The organism is Spirosoma jeollabukense, from assembly GCF_054777855.1.
Map to the genome: position 1 here is coordinate 1,633,494 of NZ_BAAHAD010000001.1, position 20,248 is coordinate 1,653,741.

The 20,248-nt window shown below is 51.2% G+C and carries 14 protein-coding genes and 1 tRNA gene; 11 read left to right on the forward strand and 4 right to left on the reverse strand.

Annotated features, from left to right (window positions below):
- The first annotated feature begins 221 nt into the window (after positions 1 to 221).
- The 7 genes from ACYVEA_RS06645 to ACYVEA_RS06675 all read left to right on the forward strand — a co-directional run bounded on the left by ACYVEA_RS06645 (position 222) and on the right by ACYVEA_RS06675 (position 12,456).
- Complete coding sequence (locus ACYVEA_RS06645; RefSeq protein ID WP_461112579.1) at positions 222 to 3,317, forward strand: VPS10 domain-containing protein; 3,096 nt, start codon at positions 222 to 224, stop codon at positions 3,315 to 3,317.
- Between the two features lie 81 nt (positions 3,318 to 3,398).
- Complete coding sequence (locus tag ACYVEA_RS06650; protein WP_461112580.1) at positions 3,399 to 6,635, forward strand: WD40/YVTN/BNR-like repeat-containing protein; 3,237 nt, start codon at positions 3,399 to 3,401, stop codon at positions 6,633 to 6,635.
- Between the two features lie 42 nt (positions 6,636 to 6,677).
- Positions 6,678 to 7,229 (forward strand): hypothetical protein, encoded by a 552-nt coding sequence (locus ACYVEA_RS06655; RefSeq protein WP_461112581.1) that lies wholly within the window; start codon positions 6,678 to 6,680, stop codon positions 7,227 to 7,229.
- 92 nt (positions 7,230 to 7,321) lie between these two features.
- A complete protein-coding gene (locus ACYVEA_RS06660) occupies positions 7,322 to 9,664 on the forward strand; it encodes a TonB-dependent receptor (protein WP_461112582.1) in 2,343 nt (780 codons plus the stop codon).
- An 86-nt stretch (positions 9,665 to 9,750) separates the two neighbouring features.
- Entirely contained in the window at positions 9,751 to 10,617 is an 867-nt protein-coding gene (locus tag ACYVEA_RS06665; RefSeq protein ID WP_461112583.1) for a heme/hemin ABC transporter substrate-binding protein, read from the forward strand.
- A complete protein-coding gene (locus ACYVEA_RS06670; protein ID WP_461112584.1) occupies positions 10,617 to 11,684 on the forward strand; it encodes a FecCD family ABC transporter permease in 1,068 nt (355 codons plus the stop codon). Before ACYVEA_RS06665 ends, ACYVEA_RS06670 begins: the two co-directional genes overlap by 1 nt.
- A complete protein-coding gene (locus ACYVEA_RS06675; protein ID WP_461112585.1) occupies positions 11,677 to 12,456 on the forward strand; it encodes a heme ABC transporter ATP-binding protein in 780 nt (259 codons plus the stop codon). Before ACYVEA_RS06670 ends, ACYVEA_RS06675 begins: the two co-directional genes overlap by 8 nt.
- 301 nt (positions 12,457 to 12,757) lie before the next feature.
- Here the strand turns inward: ACYVEA_RS06675 and ACYVEA_RS06680 are convergent.
- The 3 genes from ACYVEA_RS06680 to ACYVEA_RS06690 all read right to left on the reverse strand — a co-directional run bounded on the left by ACYVEA_RS06680 (position 12,758) and on the right by ACYVEA_RS06690 (position 15,031).
- Positions 12,758 to 12,846, reverse strand: a tRNA-OTHER gene (locus tag ACYVEA_RS06680).
- 60 nt (positions 12,847 to 12,906) lie between these two features.
- On the reverse strand, positions 12,907 to 14,361 hold the full coding sequence (locus tag ACYVEA_RS06685) for a Gfo/Idh/MocA family protein (protein ID WP_461112586.1): 1,455 nt from the start codon (positions 14,359 to 14,361) through the stop codon (positions 12,907 to 12,909).
- A 172-nt stretch (positions 14,362 to 14,533) separates the two neighbouring features.
- Positions 14,534 to 15,031 carry a hypothetical protein gene (locus tag ACYVEA_RS06690; RefSeq protein ID WP_461112587.1) on the reverse strand — a complete coding sequence of 166 codons (498 nt, stop codon included), beginning with the start codon at positions 15,029 to 15,031 and terminating at the stop codon, positions 14,534 to 14,536.
- Between the two features lie 90 nt (positions 15,032 to 15,121).
- Between ACYVEA_RS06690 and ACYVEA_RS06695 the strand changes: the two genes are divergently transcribed.
- The 4 genes from ACYVEA_RS06695 to ACYVEA_RS06710 all read left to right on the forward strand — a co-directional run bounded on the left by ACYVEA_RS06695 (position 15,122) and on the right by ACYVEA_RS06710 (position 18,590).
- On the forward strand, positions 15,122 to 16,282 hold the full coding sequence (locus ACYVEA_RS06695) for a sensor histidine kinase (RefSeq protein WP_461112588.1): 1,161 nt from the start codon (positions 15,122 to 15,124) through the stop codon (positions 16,280 to 16,282).
- 5 nt (positions 16,283 to 16,287) lie between these two features.
- The gene (locus ACYVEA_RS06700; RefSeq protein WP_461112589.1) at positions 16,288 to 17,049 is read left to right on the forward strand and encodes a LytR/AlgR family response regulator transcription factor; all 762 of its coding nucleotides are present in this window, start codon (positions 16,288 to 16,290) and stop codon (positions 17,047 to 17,049) included.
- 125 nt (positions 17,050 to 17,174) lie between these two features.
- Positions 17,175 to 18,107 carry a sugar phosphate isomerase/epimerase family protein gene (locus ACYVEA_RS06705; RefSeq protein WP_461112590.1) on the forward strand — a complete coding sequence of 311 codons (933 nt, stop codon included), beginning with the start codon at positions 17,175 to 17,177 and terminating at the stop codon, positions 18,105 to 18,107.
- A 75-nt stretch (positions 18,108 to 18,182) separates the two neighbouring features.
- Complete coding sequence (locus ACYVEA_RS06710) at positions 18,183 to 18,590, forward strand: hypothetical protein (RefSeq protein ID WP_461112591.1); 408 nt, start codon at positions 18,183 to 18,185, stop codon at positions 18,588 to 18,590.
- Between the two features lie 19 nt (positions 18,591 to 18,609).
- On the opposite strand, the gene ACYVEA_RS06715 is transcribed toward ACYVEA_RS06710, so the two are convergent.
- Positions 18,610 to 20,052 (reverse strand): glycoside hydrolase family 125 protein, encoded by a 1,443-nt coding sequence (locus tag ACYVEA_RS06715; RefSeq protein WP_461112592.1) that lies wholly within the window; start codon positions 20,050 to 20,052, stop codon positions 18,610 to 18,612.
- Between the last annotated feature and the right edge of the window lie 196 nt (positions 20,053 to 20,248).

The following is a 20,248-nucleotide window of genomic DNA, read 5'->3' on the forward strand; positions in this document are numbered from 1 at the left end:
GGTTCAATATATTATTTCTCTCTAGTGGCCGCTTCGGCCTTAAATTGCCGATATATAATATTTAGTATAAATTAAAATTTGGCCTAATCACAAAAAGCAGAATATATTTTTTTGGATTTACATGCCGGAATTGGGTGGGACTTACTTAAGTTTGCTCAGTCTATTCCCAGGTGCCTATTGCCTTTTGAGCATCCTATGCGCCATTTCTCCCCAGCGCACAGATGAATCAACGTATTGTCATAATAATCCTTAAAATGAAGCATTTTGTCTTTATAATCGCTGCCGTCATTGGCAGTACATCCATAAGTGAGCCGCTCTGGGCACAACAAAAAGCAACTGCCGATACAGCAATCAACCCTGTTTTTAAAGGAATGTCCTGGCGTAACATTGGGCCTACCCGGGGTGGTCGCTCGCTGGGAGCTGCTGGTTCGCCCAGCCGTAAACTGGAATACTATTTTGGCGCCGTGGGCGGAGGGTTATGGAAAACGACGGACGGGGGCCAAAGCTGGGCACCGGTGACGGATGGGCAACTGAACAGCTCCTCGGTGGGCGCTGTAGCCGTCGCCGAAACCAATCCAGACATCGTTTATATTGGAACGGGAGAGACCCAGCTTCGGGGCAACATCATGCAGGGTGATGGGGTCTATAAAACAACAAACGCTGGGAAAACCTGGACCAACATCGGTTTGAAAAATACGCAGGCAATTGCCCGCGTCCGTATTCACCCGGCAAACCCGGATATTGTCTACGTAGCGGCTCTGGGACATCCCTACGGCCCGAATGAAGAACGCGGCATCTTTCGAACCACCGACGGGGGCAAGAACTGGAAAAAAGTCCTTTACAAAAGCGACAAGGCGGGTGGTGTCGATGTTATCATCGACCGGAAGAACCCAAACGTCCTGTATGCCTCCATCTGGGAGGTCTATCGAAAGCCCTGGAAAATGTGGGGCGGGGGTGGTGCGTCGGGCCTGTTCAAATCCACGGATGGGGGCGATACCTGGACTGAACTGACCCGCAAACCCGGCATGCCTAAAGGCACTGTTGGTAAAATTGGTGTGACTGTTTCACCAGTTGATCCCAACCGCGTCTGGGCCATTGTCGAAGCCGAAGACGGGGGCGTCTATCGATCCGATGATGCCGGAATGACCTGGAAGCACGTTAATGACGAACGGAAACTGCGCCAGCGGGCTTTTTATTACTCCCGTATTTATGCCGATCCCCTCGATAAAAATGGTGTGTATTGCCTGAACGTTGGCTTCTACAAATCGACGGATGGGGGAGTAAAATTCAACAAAACCATCACCGTTCCGCATGGCGATAACCACGATCTCTGGATCGACCCCGCCGACTCAACCCGCATGATCACATCCAACGACGGCGGTGGAGCGGTGTCGGTCAACAGTGGCAAAACCTGGACTGACGAAAATTTCCCGACAGCTCAGCTATATCACATCACGACCACCACCGATTTTCCTTACCACATCGCCGGTGCCCAGCAGGATAATACGACGGTTGCGGTGGCCAGCGAGGGCTGGACGAACCAGCTAGTGAAAAGCAACAGCATCAAGAAAAGCGAATGGGGGTACGAAGTAGGTGGTGGCGAAAGTGGCTACATTGCCCAGGACCCGAAGAACCCTGACATTTTTTATGCCGGCAGTCAGGGAGCCTTGCTAACACGCTACGACCGGTCGACGGGTCAAACCCGCGATGTGCAGGTGTATCCACGCTTCTTTTCGGGTGAACCAGCCAGCGCCCTGCCCGAACGGTGGCAATGGACCTATCCCATTGTGTTTTCGCCTAAAGACCCGAACCGACTCTACGTATGTTCACAACACGTTTGGGTATCGACCAATGAAGGCCAGAGCTGGGCGAAAATAAGTCCAGACCTCACGCTGGCCGATACCACGACGCTTGGAAAAAGCGGTGGCGTTATCACGATGGATATGAACGGCCCCGAAATCTACGCGACCGTTTTTGCCCTGGCTCCATCTTATCACGACGTTAACACGATCTGGGCTGGTTCCGATGACGGACTCATTCACATCACCCGCGACCATGGCAAAAGCTGGCAGAATATCACCCCGCCAGATCTGCCCAAACATACCCGCGTGAGCATTATTGAGGCCTCGCGGCACAAACCCGGCACGGCCTACGTAGCGGCCAAACGCTACCAGATGGAAGACCGGACGCCGTATATCTACAAAACGAATGATTACGGCAAAACCTGGAAGAAGATCATTACGGGCTTACGGTCAGATGATTATGCGCATTCGATCCGGGAAGATATTACCCGTCCCGGCCTGCTCTACGCGGGTATGGAACACGGTATCTGGGTATCGTTTACGGATGGTGAAACCTGGCAACCACTGCAGTTAAAGTTGCCCGATACCCAGATTGCAGACATACAGGTTACGGAAAAAGACGTAGTAATTGGTACCCATGGGCGGTCGATCTACGTACTGGACGACATCGCCCCGGTTCGGGAATACACGCCCGATCTGGCGAAGAAAAGTGTCCACCTGTTCAAGCCTTACTATGCCGTTCGACGGGTACAACCGGCTGTTTTTCAGTATTATCTGGCGAAACAGGCCGATAGCGTGAAAGTCGAAATTCTGGATGCTGCCGGAACGGTCATACAGAGCTTTACAGGTAATAAACCAACGAACCCAAAAGTTGGCGAGGACGATGATGACGATGAGCCGGGTAAGCCTCGGGTCAAGCTACCCACAACGGCTGCCGGTCTGAACCGCTACGAATGGGACCTACGCTATCCCGGTGCTACGTATTTCAAAGGCATGATCATGTGGGGGGCGCGCCCAACATCTGGCCCGTTGGCCTTACCCGGTCAATATCAGGTACGGCTTACGGTGGGCGGTCAGTCCAGTACACAGCCCTTCGAGATCAGGCTTGACCCCCGGTTGAAGGGTGTAACGACAGCCGATGTGCAGGAGCAGTTCAAAATGGCTATGAAACTGAGAGATGAGACCAGCAAGGCCAACGACGCCGTCATTCAGATTCGGGCCATGAAGGAAAAACTGGCGAAGCAACCCGAGAATCCGGCCAATAAGAAGCTCAAGGAACAACTGAGCATCATCGAAGAAAATCTGTATCAGATCCGGAATCAGAGCGGGCAGGACCCGTTGAACTTCCCGATCAAACTGAACAACCGGCTGGCAGCCCTCTGGCGCAGTGTAGAAAACGGTGATGCTAAACCAACGGATGGTTCCTACAAAGTCTATGAGGAATTATCGGGCGATTTGAACAAGCAATTGACTGATTTAGATAAGCTTACAAAAACCGCCAAAATTGGTATGTAGCTTCCTGGCTAAACCCATAACCTGGACGATGGTATGGCGAAAAACGACCTTAACAGCAACCAGCCGAATTATTGAACCCTCATGATGACAACACGTCGAGTAAGTCCTTGTCACCTGCTTCTTGCCTTAGTTGGGGGCGCTTCCCTGCTTAGCAATTTTCAGGTAACGGCGCAGTTAACCTCCGTTAAAACAACTCAGGACCCAACGTCGGTCAATGTATCGGTCATGAAAGCCATGCAATGGCGGAACATCGGCCCGTTTCGAGGAGGGCGTTCAGTGGCTGTAGCGGGGCATCCCACTGAACGGCTGGTATTTTACATGGGCACAACCGGCGGGGGTGTCTGGAAAACCGAAAACGGGGGCATCACCTGGCGGAACATATCGGATGGTTTTTTTAAAACGGGTTCCGTGGGTGCCATTGCGCTGGCGAAATCCAATCCCAATATCATGTACGTTGGGATGGGCGAACATACACTGCGGGGGAATCTGGCCCACGGCGATGGCATGTATAAATCGACGGATGCGGGCAAAACCTGGACCCATATTGGGCTGAGCGATACGTATCACATTGGCTCCGTTATCATTGATCCGACGAATCCGGACATCGTTTACGTAGCCGCCCTGGGGCACGCTTTTGGCCCTAATGCCGAACGGGGTGTTTTTCGTACGCAGGATGGCGGAAAGAGCTGGCAAAAAGTCTTGTACAAAAACCCGAACGTTGGCGCTATCGACCTGACGATCGATCCGGCAAACCCCAAAACGCTGTATGCCTCTACGTTCGAATTTCGCCGTTTTCCGTGGGGCGTACGTAGTGCCGGACCGGGGGCGGGCATTCACAAATCGACGGATGGCGGCACCACCTGGACCGATATTACCCGGAATAAAGGCTTACCCACCGGCACCAATCGCGGACGGATCGGCCTGGCACTTTCTCCGTCGAAACCCGACCGCATCTGGGCGATTATCGAAGCCGAAAACGAACAGACGGGCGTCTACCGAACGGATGATGCGGGGGCTACGTGGCAGGTGGTCAGTCAGTTTGCCGACCTGTTTCAACGGCCCTGGTATTATCATCACCTCGCGGCCGATCCCAAAGACCCGGAAACGCTTTGGGTGCTCAACATCGACATGTGGAAGTCGGGCGACGGCGGAAAAACGTACAAAAAAGTGGACCCTCCGCACGGCGATAACCACCAGCTCTGGATTGATCCGAACGACACCAAACGAATGGTGCAGGCTAATGACGGCGGTGGAACCGTTACGTTCGATGGGGGAAACTCGTGGTCGACTATCTACAACCAGCCGACGGCCCAGATGTACCATGTCATTACTGATAACAAATTTCCGTATCGGGTTTATGGCGCACAACAGGACAATTCAACGATTTCCGTTCCCAGTCGCTCGGATTATGGCGCTATCTATCCCAACGAAAACTACGACGTGGGCGGGGGTGAATCTGGCTATATCGCTTTCGACAAAAATGATCCGTCAATGATTTTTGCCGCCAATCACCACTGGCTTACCCGCCTGAATCAGAAGACCAACCAGCTCAAAGACGTATCGGTTATTCCGGACGATATGTATGGCTACGGATCAGCAGATTTGGCTTATCGCTTCCAGTGGACGTACCCCGTTTTGGTGTCTCCCCATAATCCGAAGGTGCTTTATGCTACGTCGCAGTACGTTCACCGATCAACCGATCAGGGAGCAAGCTGGCAGGTGATCAGCCCTAATTTATCCCGGTCTGATCCGGCTACGCTCGAAAAAACACCAACGCTGGACGATCAGTCGATTGGAAAAGACTGGGGGCCTATTAAACGGGACAATACGGGGGTGGAGTGGTACGGCACGATTTTCGCGCTGGCCGAATCACCGAAAAAAGCGGGTGTTTTGTGGTCAGGATCAGATGATGGGTACGTGCAACTGTCGCAGGATAATGGCAAAACCTGGAAAAACGTTACACCGAAAGACATGCCCGCGTTTGCCCGGATCAGCATTATTGACCCTTCGCCACACGATCCGGCAACCGCCTATGTAGCCGCCCTGAAATACAAGCAGGATGACTTTCATCCGTACGTCTACAAAACCAGTGATTACGGCAAAACCTGGACGAAAATCACGCAGGGTATTCCCGACGATGATTTCGTTCGGGTCGTTCGCGAAGATCCCAAACGGCGGGGGCTGCTCTATGCGGGCTCCGAAAAAGGCATGTATGTTTCGTTCAATGATGGTGGACAGTGGCAATCCCTCCAGTTGAACCTGCCGGTGGTGCCTATCCACGATCTGGCGATTCAGGATAATGATCTGGTGGCGGCCACTCACGGGCGCTCGTTCTGGATTCTGGACGACCTGACCATTTTGCACCAACTGACCGATGATGTACAAAAAACGGCCGTACACCTGTTCAAACCCCGGCCAACCGTTCGGTTCAAAGCGGGCCTGGACCCAGCCATAAAACCCGTGCCGAATGGCAATACCGAATTAGGGAAAAATCCACCCAATGGCGTTCGGGTTGTTTATTATTTACCCGAGAAACCGAAGGGCCAGATCTCACTCGATTTCTTTGATTCCAGCGGACTACTTATTAAATCCTACAAAAGCAGCGCTGTAACCACTGCAACACCGCGATCTGTGTCGGCAACGACGCCAAAAGATTCGTCCGGTTTAGCCGAAATGCGTCAGCCGAAAGCACCCGCCCGAAAAGAAATAATGTTGCCGGCTGAAGCTGGTGGCAACGCCTTCGTTTGGGAGGATATGCGCTATCCGGACCCGATTGCGTTACCTAATTCGGTGACGCACGGACGTGCCAGAGGACCGCTGGCCATGCCGGGTACGTACAAGGTCCAGTTGACGGTGGATGGAAAAACGTATGCTCAGAACTTTGAAATCAGTAAAGACCCGCGCATTGAGACAACACCGGCCGAGTTTAAAGAGCAGTTCGATATGCTCATCAAAATTCGGGAGCGGCTTAATGAACTGCGTAACGGAGTCCTGACGATTCGGCAGATGCGCCAGCAGTTGGACAGCACGGGTCGATCTGCCGATGATCAATCCATCAGGGAGCTAAAAGACAAATTGCTACGTATTGAAGATGCTTTGTACCAGTTTCGGGCGAAAGCCAATCAGGATTTAACGAATCACCCGGTTCGGCTGAATACAAAGTTTACCGCCCTGGGTGGATTTATCGAGTCCGATGATTCGAAGCCGACCAAACAACAGGTTGATCAGTATAACAGCTTGTCGAAAAGCCTGGCCGAGCAGTTGAAAGCGTTGGATGCATTAAAACCAGCGATTCAGAGCAAGAGCCGACCAAACTAAGAACCCACTTGCCTTGATAAGAAAAGGACCTAACCGCCACAAATGTCTATTAGGCGTATCACTCTAACGCGTATCCTGCTGGTGACGGCGATAGTGGCTCTGGTGGGCCTTTACGGTCACTACTATGCCCGAGAGTTTATGGCCAAATGGGCATTCACCCATCAAACGTACTTCGCGTCTGACAGGCTGATCCGTATCAGCGTTCCCCAAACCGAATTATCTCACCAAACGGATTTTCTGGCAACTGAGGCTGAATTTGAGTGGATGGGCCAGATGGTCGATGTGCTGTATCGCGAGATTCGTTCCGATACGTTATACGTATATGGATTTCGTGACGATGCTGAAACGGAGCTGAAACAAGAGGCTCCCTGGCTGTATGAAGAAACGGCTCACGTTGATCAGACCCTTGGTTCCAGACCTGGCAGCAGGCGTAAGCTGATAAAATGGCGAACCATTTTTGATCTGCCTTACCTCACCGAATTTAACCAGCTTCCCCAGGTTACGTGGCACGACCTTAAGCCGGTTTATCAGTACTGTTCGCTTCTGATTACACGTCTGGCGCTAGACGTGATCTCTCCTCCGCCCAATATATAGACGCCCGCTGCTCTTGCGTGTCTGCTTTCCAGACACAAGGAGAGGTACGCCCTTTCCGGAAGGATTCTACGTCTACTTTTATTGAACTACTCATGAAATTTATCTATAAAAAATATATACTCACGCTGCTCTTAGCTACGTGTTTCGGCTCAGCACTTTTTGCCCAAATGACCATAACGGGCCAGGTTGTTGACCCAACTAATTCTCAGCCTATTACCGGCGCATCGGTACTGATTAGTGGCACAACACGCGGTACAACAGCCGACGATAAGGGTCAATTCAGCCTGTCGGCCAATGAAGGAGATCAACTCCAGGTTTCAGCTATTGGCTATCAGACACTCACAGTCGGCGTCAAGGCCACAACAAGCCGCCTGACGATTGAGCTGGACCCATCCAACACCGACCTGAACGAAGTTATCGTGGCGGGTTACTCGACGCCCCAAACGATTCAACGTACGGCTGGAGCGGTGGGGCTGATTACCAGTCGGGATATTCAGCGAACCAATGGCATTCACCTTCAGAATTACGTAAACCTGATTCCCGGGGTGAAAGTAGAGATGCGGACAATTGCCGCCGGAAACCGGATCGTTATTCGTGGGTATGGCAACCAGACCAACTTCAACGGAGTTGGCTACAAAGCTTACCTGAACGATATTCCACTCACCGACGGCGACGGCACTACGTTCCTGGATGATGTTGATTTTACGACCCTGAGTCGGGTTGAAGTATTGAAAGGACCTGGATCGAGCGCGTATGGTAATGCGATTGGGGGCGTCGTTAATTTCTATACCGAACGGGCACCAATTGGTAAAACGAGCATCAGTCAGCAGGTTCTGGGCGGATCGTATGGCTTATTCCGGACGAACACATCCATAAAAACGGGCTCGGATAATACCAGTCTGAACATCAATTATGGCCATCAGAAATACGATGGCTTCCGGGTGCATGGCGGTTCCCAGAAAGACTTTCTGAGTATCACCAGCGACACCTATATGAGTGCGAAACGGTCGATGTCGGTCTTTGTCGGGTACACCAATTCGTATGATCTGCTGGCCGGAGAAATAGATAGTGTGGCTATTCTGGAACATCCGGAAAGCTCCGATCCGGCCTATGTCAGCAACAATGCCAGCATCAAAACCGAAAGTGCCCGGGTTGGCCTGAGCCATAACTATCAGTTTACAGACCGGTTCGCTAACAAAACAACCCTGTTTGTGGGTGGCCAGATCATTGATCAGCCCTTTGCCGCCGGGGTGAACAAGACAAACAAATTCAAGTTCGGGGGACGTACCGTATTTACGTATAGCAACGATGCCAGCCCGTTCCGGCCAACGATCAGTTTTGGTGGCGAGTTTTTGAAGAACTTCAACTATGCAAAAGGATATGGTCTTTCGAATGGTGTTCTGGGCGCACTCCGCTCCGATCTGGAAGTACAGGCCATGCAGTACAGTGTGTTCGCTCAGGCCGCTCTGCAAATAGCGCCCAAACTGACGTTATCGGCGGGGGCGGGGCTCAACTATGTCGAATATGGCATCACTGATATGCGGGCCGCTACAACAACGCCCCTTTATGTAAATGTATCTGGCTACAAGCGGTTCACTCCCATTGTGTCGCCAAGGGCTGCGCTGGCCTATCAGATCACAAACAATGTGTCGCTGTACGGCAGTGTCAGTCAGGGATATTCCGCACCGGGGACTAATCAGGTCGTTGTCGCACAAACGGGCGTCGTCAATTATGATCTTCGCCCCGAGTTAGGCACCAACTACGAAATTGGCAGCAAAGGGAGCTTCCTGAATAAATCACTCACCTACGAAGTCGCTTACTTCACGATGGACGTAACGGACAAACTCGTCCCGCAGGGATTTGCGGCTACCCCGACCATACCCGCCTATTCGATAACGACCAACGCCGGGAAAGTGCAGCACAACGGACTGGAACTGGCTATTCAGTACGCCTATCGCCCGAGTGCCGGAGCCATTTCCCTGATCCGTCCGTTTGTGTCGTATACTTATAGCGACTTTTACTACAAGGATTACAAAAGTGACAACAACAGCGACAACAGAACGGTCGATTATACCGGGAAGAAAGAGTCGGGTATTGCACCAAATCTGCTGAATGCCGGGGTCGATCTGGAAATTCGATCGGGGTTCTACCTAAACGGAACCATGATGTATGTTGATAAAATGCCCATTAATCTGCCCAACAACCACTTCGCCCCGGCCTACACGCTTGTTAATGGGAAACTTGGCTATCGCAGTGGCTTAGGGAATCATTTCAGCCTGGACGTGTATGTGGGCTCAGACAATATGCTGAGTAGTACGTACTCCTCATTGGTTTTCCTGAACCTGGCCAACCCGGCCAACAACCGGCCCCTGGCCTACAATCCATCCCCGAAGATTACGGTCTACTCAGGTGCCATGCTGAAGTACATATTTTAATTTTTTGTGACGTATGCAGAGACGCATGGTTGGCGATCCGCCAGTGCGGTTTCTACATACGTCACAGTTAACTTTTTATCAATTCCATGAAACAATCGAAATTACCCATAGTACTCCTTCTCATTATCGCGATTGCGTCCTGTACGTCCAATAAGAAAGACCAGACAGAAGCCACCACCAAGCAGCGTATTGTCTGTGTGGCCAAGCAACTGACCGAATTGATTTACGCCCTCGGGGCTGGGGATCAGTTGGTAGGCGTTGACTTGTCCAGTACCTATCCAACGGCAGCGCAGAAACTTACCAAAGTGGGCTACCACCGCCTGCTAAACGCCGAAGGGATTATCGCCCTCAAACCCACGGTCGTTTACCACGATGGCAACGTAGCGCCGGAAGCTGTGATGGAGCAGTTGAAAAAAGTGGGCGTGCCGATGAAGGTATTTCCCGATGCGCACACGATCCCGGAGGTCAAAGCCTTGTTTGATTCGCTGGCGGCTCAGTTTGGTGCTCAAAAACAGGCCGATAGTCTGAAAACAAAACTGGATGCTGACCTGGCGAAAGCTGCGGAAGATGTGAAACAGTACAAAACCACGCCTAAGGTCGCGATCATTCATTTTGGCCGCGTAATCAACAATTACCTGGTTATCGGTAAGGCCGGAACCGCGTCGTACATGCTCGGTCTGGCAGGCGGCAAAAACGTAATGGATACGCTGAAAGGCATGAAACCACTTAGCCCGGAAATTATCAGTAAAGCGCAGCCCGACATTATTCTGATGACGGATTTCGGTTATGACCGGCTGGGTAACGCCGAGAAATTGGCGACACTTCCTGGCATCGCCCTGACGCCCGCGGGCAAGAACAAAAAGATTTACCGCATCGAAGAACATGACCTGATTTATCTTGGACCGCGCACGGGCGAAAATGTGCAGATGCTCATGAAGTTAATTCATCAGTAATGAAAGTATCGTCATTCTCGCCGGGAAGCTGGTATGGATTTTTAGCCGTTCTCCTGCTCCTGTCCATTGTGGCCGCCCTGCGAATCGGTGCCGTCGACCTGTCATTCGACGATATAGGGCATATCCTGCTGAACGGCATGGGCTTCTCAAACGAAACCGTCGACCCGGTTTCGCAGGGGCTTTTTTTGCAGATCCGGTTGCCCCGTGTCTTGCTGTGCGCCACCGTTGGGGCTGGGTTGTCGGTGTCGGGCGTGCTAATGCAGGCACTATTTCGTAACCCCATCGTTGAGCCGGGACTGGTTGGAACCAGCTCCGGCGCAGCGTTGGGGGCCGCGTTGGTTTTTGTGCTTGGCAAGAACATCAACTGGGCCTTTACCGATGCACTGGGCTTGTTTTTGCTTCCATGCGTTGCATTTACGTTTGCCTTTCTGGCTACATTCCTGGTGTACCGAATTGCGTCGATGAGCGGTAAAGTAAACGTAGCGACCATGATTCTGGCCGGTATCGCCATTAACGCACTGGCAGCCGGTGGAACGGGCTTTCTATCCTACATTGCCCGCGACCCACAGGCCCGTTCCATTACGTTCTGGAACCTGGGTACTTTTTCCGGGGCCGACTGGACGCAGTTTTTGATCGTACTGCCGGTTACGACGGTTGGTATTCTGCTGGCCCTTCGTTTCACCAAAGCGCTGAACGTCCTTATTTTAGGGGAAGATGAAGTGCGGCATCTTGGCTACAATATCGACCGGCTCAAGATTCAGGTATTGTTGTTGAACACCCTGCTGGTGGCGGTTGGCACAGCGATGGTTGGGGTAATTTCATTCGTTGGGCTGGTGGTGCCGCACCTGCTTCGGTTACTGAAAACATCCGATAATCGGTTTCTGGTCATCGCATCTGCCTTGCTGGGCGGGTCATTGCTCACAATGGCGGATACCATTGCCCGCAGGCTGGTGGCGCCCGCCGAATTTCCAATTGGTGTCATCACTGCGTTCGTTGGTGCACCGGTGTTTATCTGGCTACTTGTCCGCAATGCCCGGTCGTTTCAAAAAGGAGGTTTTTATGCTTAGAGCCGAACATCTGTCGTTTCAAATCGGGGGTAACCGTCTGATTACCGATGTATCGCTGACGTTGCTGCCTGGCGAATTTACGATGGTATTAGGGCCGAATGGAGCGGGGAAAAGCACGTTGCTGAAGCTATTGACGGGAACAGAAACGCCCTATCAGGGCCAGGTCTGGTATGGCGATCAACCGCTGAAGTCGATACCACTGCCTACGCTGGCCCGGCAGAAAGCGGTGCTTTCCCAATTGCTGTCGTTGCCGTTTGACCTGAGTGTGTCAGACGTCGTGATGATGGGCCGCTATCCATATTTTGATCTTAACCCAACCAGTCAGGATAAAAAAATTGCGGATGATTGCCTGGAAGCCGTGGGCATGTTTTCGTTCAAAACACGTGCGTTTGCGTCACTTTCGGGAGGGGAGAAACAGAAAGTACATCTGGCTCGGGTACTGGCTCAGTTGTACCGCCAACCATCGGATGAGTCTGTCAAGTATCTCTTTCTCGACGAGCCCATTTCGGCACTGGATATTCATTACCAGCATCAGATTCTAAAGCTGGTGCGTGAATTAGCGTCGCAGAATATGGTTGTGTTCGTCATTGTGCATGACATTAATCTGGCGCTGCAATACGCCCAGAAAGTGATCCTGATTGATCAGGGAAGCGTTTATGGCATTGGCCATCCCGACGACGTACTGACTCCGGCTGCTATTGAAACGGTGTTCCAGCTCAGGCCGTACTTTATGACGCACCCTGAAACCGGCCGACGGGTTATGATTTGCTGATTTCTCCCTATTTTAGTTGACCATAGTTCCGTGAATCTGTTGTTATGTAAAAGGGGTGTATAGGGGGCCTTCTCAGTGGACGAGTAAAGCGCAAACCATCCCGGCCGAAACGTCCTTATATAGTCGTGTTTTGGGTATGCTTAGTGTGTTCTGTAGCCTGCTAAACATACCCTTTTGTGGGTTCAGAATTAAATCGAGCTTTCAGACTGCTTCATTGGTGGTATGCTAACACCCATATAAAATACTTTGTATGCAAACAGAACAGCTACTCAACATTTCTACTAAGTGGCTGATTATTAGGCAACCCCGGACAGATTCGAACTGTCGACCCATTGATTAAGACGGGGCCGCCCGAGCGGTCAATTGCTCTATCAACTGAGCTACGGAGTCAATTAAAGGTTTTAGATACACTATTAAACCCTAAAATAAGTGCCTGGGAAACTGCCAGGTCTACGTTTTTTTAGTCGTCGATTTTGTCGAAGCGATCGTCTTTTTCCTGGCAGGTGCCGCAGCGGCTGGGTTCTTCTGCGTCATTGTAACAGGGTCCCAGTGCACCACTTTTTGCTCAAAAAAGCTCTCGTTGCAGGCCAATACCGGCGCGGCAGCCCGGAATCCAAACACCGGATCTTCAAGAGTACCCTGGCTTCCCTTCCGAACGTTGTCGAAGAAGTCGGCGAAGTGTTTAGCATGCGCATCGTCATCTTTCGGAGCCGTGAACTTCACCTCTTTTACGGGCTCAGAAGTACGGGTTTCGGGCGGATATTTAGCGTCGTAGCCTTTCACAAATTCCTGCTGCACAGGCTCTGTAAACGTAAAGAAGCTGTCGTAGCCACCGTAGCCGGGCGCAATCGGCAACTTCTTTTTGGTCATGATCAGGTTGTTTTCCGAAAACTCAATCTGCCCTTCGTTACCAATGATACGTGTTACATCGTTGATCTTGCCCGCATTGGCAAAATTGACCCGCAACACCATCTGGAAAGCTTCGTGCTGCTCTGTTTTGGGGTAATCCATAATGCACGCCATGATGTCGGGAACGTCGCGGCCATCTTTCCAATAGGCCAGGTTGCCCGACGAATAGATACGGGTAGGCCCCATAGTATTCGTTACGAAATGGACGCCAGTGATGAGGTGAATAAATAAATCACCGGCTACACCCGTACCATAATCTTTGTAATTCCTCCACCGGAAAAAGCGTTTCTCATCGAATGGGCGCTTAGGGGCATCTCCCAGAAACCGGTCCCAGTCGACGGTTTGGGTAGATGCATCCGGTGGAATGGAATAGTCCCAGGCCCCAATCGCACTGAACCGGTCATTGTTGGATTCGATGTAGTTGATCTGACCAATTTCGCCCGCTTCCACCAGCCGCTTTGCCTCCTTGAAAGCCGCGCTACTGATACGCTGGCTACCGACCTGCATCGTTTTCCCCGACTTTTTCCAGGCGTCAATCACCGCTTTGCCTTCGTTCAAATGTTGTACCATCGGCTTCTCGCAATACACATGCTTACCTGCTTTGAGCGCGGCAATCGTGATGTGATCGTGCCAATGGTCAGGTGTAACGATTAGGACGGCATCGACGTCGGATCGAGCCAGAATTTCGCGGTGGTCGCGGGTAGTAAATAAATCTTTGTCTTTACCGTAGGCTGTTTTGGCATGTTCGAGCCGTCCTGTGTAGAGGTCGGCAACGCCAACCAGTTCAACATCAGGATTGCGCAAAGCCGCCTGTGTATCGAAGTTGCCCTGAATGCCCATGCCGATGGTCGCAAAACGAATTTTGTCATTCGGACTTACTTTCATCAGATTGGGAATATAAGCCGGTACACCGAATGGTTTGGCAACGCTCTCAGTAGCGATCAGCGCTGAAGCCGCTGATAGGCTTTTTATAAACGTGCGTCTGTTGGATTGCATGGGAACGAGTAATTTACAGGTACGTCTGAAAAAGCGGGTATACGCTGAAATTTACCTACTCCATCCCCGATCTATACGTTCTTATTACGTATTAAATGAAACCTATAAACGCAAAAATGGCCCGTAGTTCTTCACGGGCCATTTTTAATGTCAATGAATGCTCAGAAACTCATTATCGCTCAAATTGAACGGCTACCCACTGCCGATCGGTAGGAACCTTATGCGTAGCATTCCAGACGAACATGGCCTGCTCCAGGGCTACGTTCAATTGCAGCTTGGTTTGTTTACGGTTGATGTTCAGGCTACGGTTTATGGTTTCCTGATAGATAAGTTTCTGCTCGTTCGTATAAAAACGTACAGTGCACTGGTGACTTTTGGGAGTCGTTTCAATAACCCAGAACCCATCGCGGGCCACGGGTGGATTATTTTTCGATTGAGCCTGAATAGTCAACGAAGCGGCAATAAGCATGAGAACTGTAATGGCTAAGCGGGGTTGCAAAAGAGTGTTCATCGTATTTCTGTTTAGTGTGTTTATGTTAGTCGAGAACTGAGTCAAAAGTAGAAACACGTATAATAGCTCGCCAGCATTATCGGCTGGTGACACGGGGCGGTCTACATACACCCATTCGTTGTCTGTTTCTGTCGTTTGTTGCCCGTTAACGTTGTTCATCACCAACAGCCCGTTGTTTGTCGACAAGGGGACTGACTGGTAGGCGAATACGTAACGTTTGTCTATATTCGGGGAGTAATTATCTGACCTATGCAGCGTTTGACCAACGAATTTGTCTTCTCGAATGAATCCCGTCATCGACTGATGCGGCATGGTTTATTCTGGCTGGTCTGGACATTATTTTTCACATTCACGTATGGTTTTTTACCCGCTGGTTATCTGCATGGACATGGCGTGCCCTGGCCCATATCCCTCCTGAAAGGCTTTGCCATGGCAGGGATTGATGCACTGCTGTTCATGCCCGCTCATATGGTATTCACCTATAGCATTATTTATTGGCTGATGCCTACTTTTCTGTTTAGGGGTCGTTACGGCTGGGCCGTGGTTGCACTTCTTCTTATCGTCGTTGCCACGTCGATCTGTTCAGCCATGCTATCCATATTCGTTGTGGACCCAATACGTTTCTCTATCGGTGCCCTAACCATAAGGAATACGTTTGTAGCGGCTATGATGGCAGGTATGCGCGGGGGCACCACGATCGGCGGTTTTGCCGCTGCCATTAAGCTGGTAAAAGTCTGGTATCTGAAACAGGAGGCCTATCAACAGATTGAGCGGGAAAAATTGCATGCCGAGCTACAACTACTTAAATCACAGATACATCCGCATTTTCTCTTCAATACGCTCAATAATCTGTACGCCCTGACGCTCAGCAAGTCGGATCAGTCGCCAGCGGTGGTACTGAAATTGTCGGAGTTGCTACGGTACATACTCTATGACTGCAACGCGCCCGAAGTACCGCTTACGGAAGAGATCACATTTATGCGCAACTACATCGGCCTGGAGCAACTGCGTTACGGCGATCGGCTGGATATGTCCGTTACTATCTCAGGGGATTATGAAAGCAAATTGATGGCCCCGCTCCTACTGATTCCCTTTCTGGAAAATGCCTTCAAACACGGCACCAGCGAACAACTGGAACAGGCATGGATGCATGTTGAGCTATCGGTTCAAGATAACGTACTGAAATTCAAAGTCATCAATAGCCGGGAAGAGAATCCCCATAACGATACGTATGCTGGTGGCATCGGGCTGCAAAACGTACAGAAACGCCTGCAACTCCTGTATGCCGACCGGCATGAGCTAAAAATTGTGGCCGAGGAAGAGACGTTCATGATTGCCCTAGCCCTGGAACTGCAGTCAACAGTAATCCCTCCCCTCCTGCCTGTCAACCAACTGGCAGAAGTTGCTTAATCTGTATGCCGATACGCTGTCTACTTGTTGATGATGAACCACCTGCGCTGGACATAATCGAGTCCTACGTCGCGCTGGTTGATGGCCTGGATGTGGTGGGAAAATGCCACAACGCCATCCAGGCGTTCAGTGTCTTGCAATCAACGCCCGTCGATTTGATGCTGCTGGACATCAAGATGCCGAAACTGCTTGGCACAGACTTCGTGCGCAGTTTGCGTCAGCCGCCCAAGGTCATTTTTACGACGGCGTACCGGGATTATGCGCTGGATGGCTACGAACTGGATGTCGTCGATTACCTGCTCAAACCCATTTCCTTTGAACGATTTTTGCGGGCAGTTTCCAAAGTAATGCGGACGGACCAGCCACTGGGGAACGCCAGTCAGGCTAAGCAAATGGAGCTTCTTTCGGCACCCTTGGCCGAGAAGCAAAGTACTACGTCGGCCGAGAACACGTTTCTGTATTTCCGGGCCGACCGCAAGATGGTGAAGGTATTTATCCGCGACATTTTATACGTAGAAAGCCTGCGGGATTACGTCAAAATCATAACTATATCGGCTCAGCCACTGGTTGTTAAACAAAGTATCAGTTCGCTGGAAGAGATGCTCCCCGAAGCCGATTTCCTGCGCATTCACCGGTCATTCATTGTGGCCATTGACAAAATAACGGCCTATACGCCCAGCCACATCGACATTGGCGGACAGGAGTTACCCATCGGTCGATTGTATCACAAAGAAGTGGGTCGCGTGTTAAAGATTGGCATGGACTAGCGCAGAAACTGCATCTTAAACGTAGCCTATTGACTCGCCATACGTAGCGGTTTTCAGTAAGCACCGTAGATTAAGCGGCCTTGTGGCTTTTGTCGATAACTGACAATTCACAACCGTCCATTCCAATGAAATCCATTGCTCGTCGCTGTTTTTTGCAGTCATCGACTATTTTAGCAGGAAGTCTGTTCATGCCGTCGCTTCCGGCCTTTCGGCTGGCGCAGAAGCCGCTGCGACTGGGCGGCCCTATTTTCCTCAAAAGCGACGATCCGGACGAATTAGCGCGGGAACACCGGCGATTGGGCTACAGCTCGGCCTACGTGCCCGCCGTCGATCTGAAAGACACCACCAAAATTGACGCCATTCGAAAGGCGTTTGCGGCTCAGAATGTAATTCTTGCCGAAGTGGGTGCCTGGGTAAATATGCTGGATCAGGATGCGGAAAAGCGTCGAAAAAATCTGACCTACGTAACCGAGCGCCTGGCCTTGGCCGAGGCCGTGGGCGCGCTGACCTGTGTCGATATTGGGGGATCATACAATCCTACCAAATGGGACGGCCCCGATGCCCGCGATATCAGCAAGGAGTATTTCGATGCGACGGTCGAAAACTGCCGTAAAGTGATCGACGCGGTAAAACCTAAACGAGCCAAGTTTGCGCTGGAAATGATGGGCTGGAGCTTACCCGATGGGCCGGATTCGTATTTGAAGTTTATTAAAGCAATCGACCGACCGGCCTTTGGCGCCCACGTCGACATGGCCAACATCATCAATACCCCAACGCGTTTCTATACCAATACGGCCCTTATTAACGAAACGTTTCAGAAGTTGGGCCGCTGGATTGTGTCGTCGCACGCGAAAGATATCTACGGCAAAGACGGCCATTTTGCCGAAACCATGCCGGGCCGGGGACAACTCGATTACGCTACGTATCTACGCAATGTTACGTCCCTGCCGCAGGAAGTTCCCTTTATGCTTGAGCATTTGCGCACAGCCGAAGAGTATGACGAAGCGCGCCAATACGTTGTCAATCAAGCCGCTAAAGCTCAGATTCCGTTGGCCTGAAAGCTAAAATTTCAGGTCTATGCAACGTTTTGCGACGTAGCTACCTCTTATAGCAAACCCTAAAAATTAGTCGTTATGACAATCAAAGTCCTACTTTCCGCTATCATCTTGCTCGTTGTTACGTTCCAGACAACCAGAGCCCAGACGTCATCCTCTAAAAGTGACACGACCGTCGCGGGGAAGTGGGCTGGTACGTATTCAGGCGACGCTTCGGGAAAATTCGAATTAACTCTTAATCAGGCTGGCAACAAAAAGCTAACGGGGCAGGTGACGATGATAGCCGACAATGGTAATCAACAAACGACCGACCTAAAAACGATTACCTGGCAAAACGGTCAACTCAGTGCTACGTATGTAGACCCTGCTGAAAACGATGAAGTAAGCTTTACGGGCTCCTACACAAATTCAACGCTAAAAGGAACCTGGAAATCAGACGGCGGACAGGCCACGGGAACCTGGCAGCTAACTCGTTCAACCCGATAACAGAAAGTCCGCTGCCGGACTATATCTCTTTACTCAGCAAATACGGGCGTTCGTTAGCTACTTTTAGAACGAGTTCGCCGAAGAGTGTATTCGCCCAGGCAAACCATTTACGGGTGAATTTAGCCGGATCGTCTTTGTCGAACGACTCATGCATGAAGCCCGTACCCGCGTGGGTTTGCTTCAATTGACGCAATTGGGCCAGAATTTCCTGATCGTCGGTTGAGGTGAGCGCCCGCATGGTCAGGCTCATCGTCCAGATATTATTGATCAACGTATGCGGACTCCCGACACCTTCGGCGGCTTTCCCTTTGAAAAAATAGGGATTGTCGGGACTGAGCACAAATCGTCGGGTCGCCCGGTAAATCGGGTCGGCGGCAGGCATGGCGCCCAGATACGGCAGCGCGAGCAGATTCGGTACGTTCGCATCGTCCTGAAGCAAATAATTTCCGTAACCGTCCACCTCCAGCGCGTAGATTCTGCCGTATACCGGATGCGTATAGATGGCGTACTTTTTCAGGGCAGCTTCCACTTCATTGGCCAGCGCCCGGCACTCGCTTGAAAACGTTGGCAGTTCGGCTTTGGGACTGGGAAAAAGCTGATCGAGCATAGCCGCCAGCTGCCGAAATGAGACGACAGCAAACCAGTTCGACGGCACATAAAACGGAAATACCGTTGCATCGTCGGAGGGCCGAAAAATACTGTGAATCAGCCCAATGGGTCGGGTTGGATTTCCATATCCATCGCCCGGCACCGTATCAGTCGACCAGGCAGTTTCGCGACTGAATTTGTAGGGACCCCGGCTGGTTTTTCGCTGCTGCTCCTGACAGGTTTTCAGGACCAACTGCATCGCCTGTAGCCAATCGGCATCGAACGGGCTGGTATCGCCTGTCGTTTTCAAATAGTGATACGCGAGCCGGATGGGATAACAGAGTGAATCCAACTCCCATTTACGTTCGTGAAGGCCCGGCTTCATGGTCGTTTTATCGCTTTTCCATTCGCCTTCCTTGGTCTGATCCGAATAAAAGGCATTTGCATACGGGTCCCACCGAATGCACTGCGCCTGCCGCCGGATAACACCCGCAATCAATTGCCGTAATGTCGGATCTTCCTTGATCAACGGCAGGTACGGCCACACCTGCGCTGTGCTATCCCGCAGCCACATGGCGTCAATATCACCCGTTATGACGAACGTATCAGGCTGGTCATTGGTGAGGGTAAACTGAACGGTCGTATCGAGTGTGTTGGGAAAACAGTTTTCGAAGAGCCAGGCCAGTTCCGGGTCGCGAATGGTTTTGTGCATCCGCTCAATCGTCTGCTCGACGAAGGCACTGGTGAATTTCCGTTTCCCCACCGCCGTTCGAACCACGGGAAAAGCGGTTGTGGGTATGGCCCATAATGGCTGACTGGCTAGTGCTAAACCGGCACCCACGGCCGATTGCTGGATAAAGTGACGACGATGCATAAGCAGAGGAATTGAGCGCGGAGGCTCTGAAGACACAAAGAAAAATCAAAACGCTGTGTTCTCCGTACCTCTGTAGTCAATAAGTTTATTTAAAGTGCGAACAGCGTACTACTTTTCCATGATTTGACGGTGTATTAGGTAGTTTATTCAGCAAAATGACTTATTAAGCAATCGTACGCTCCTCAAAAACAGCTAC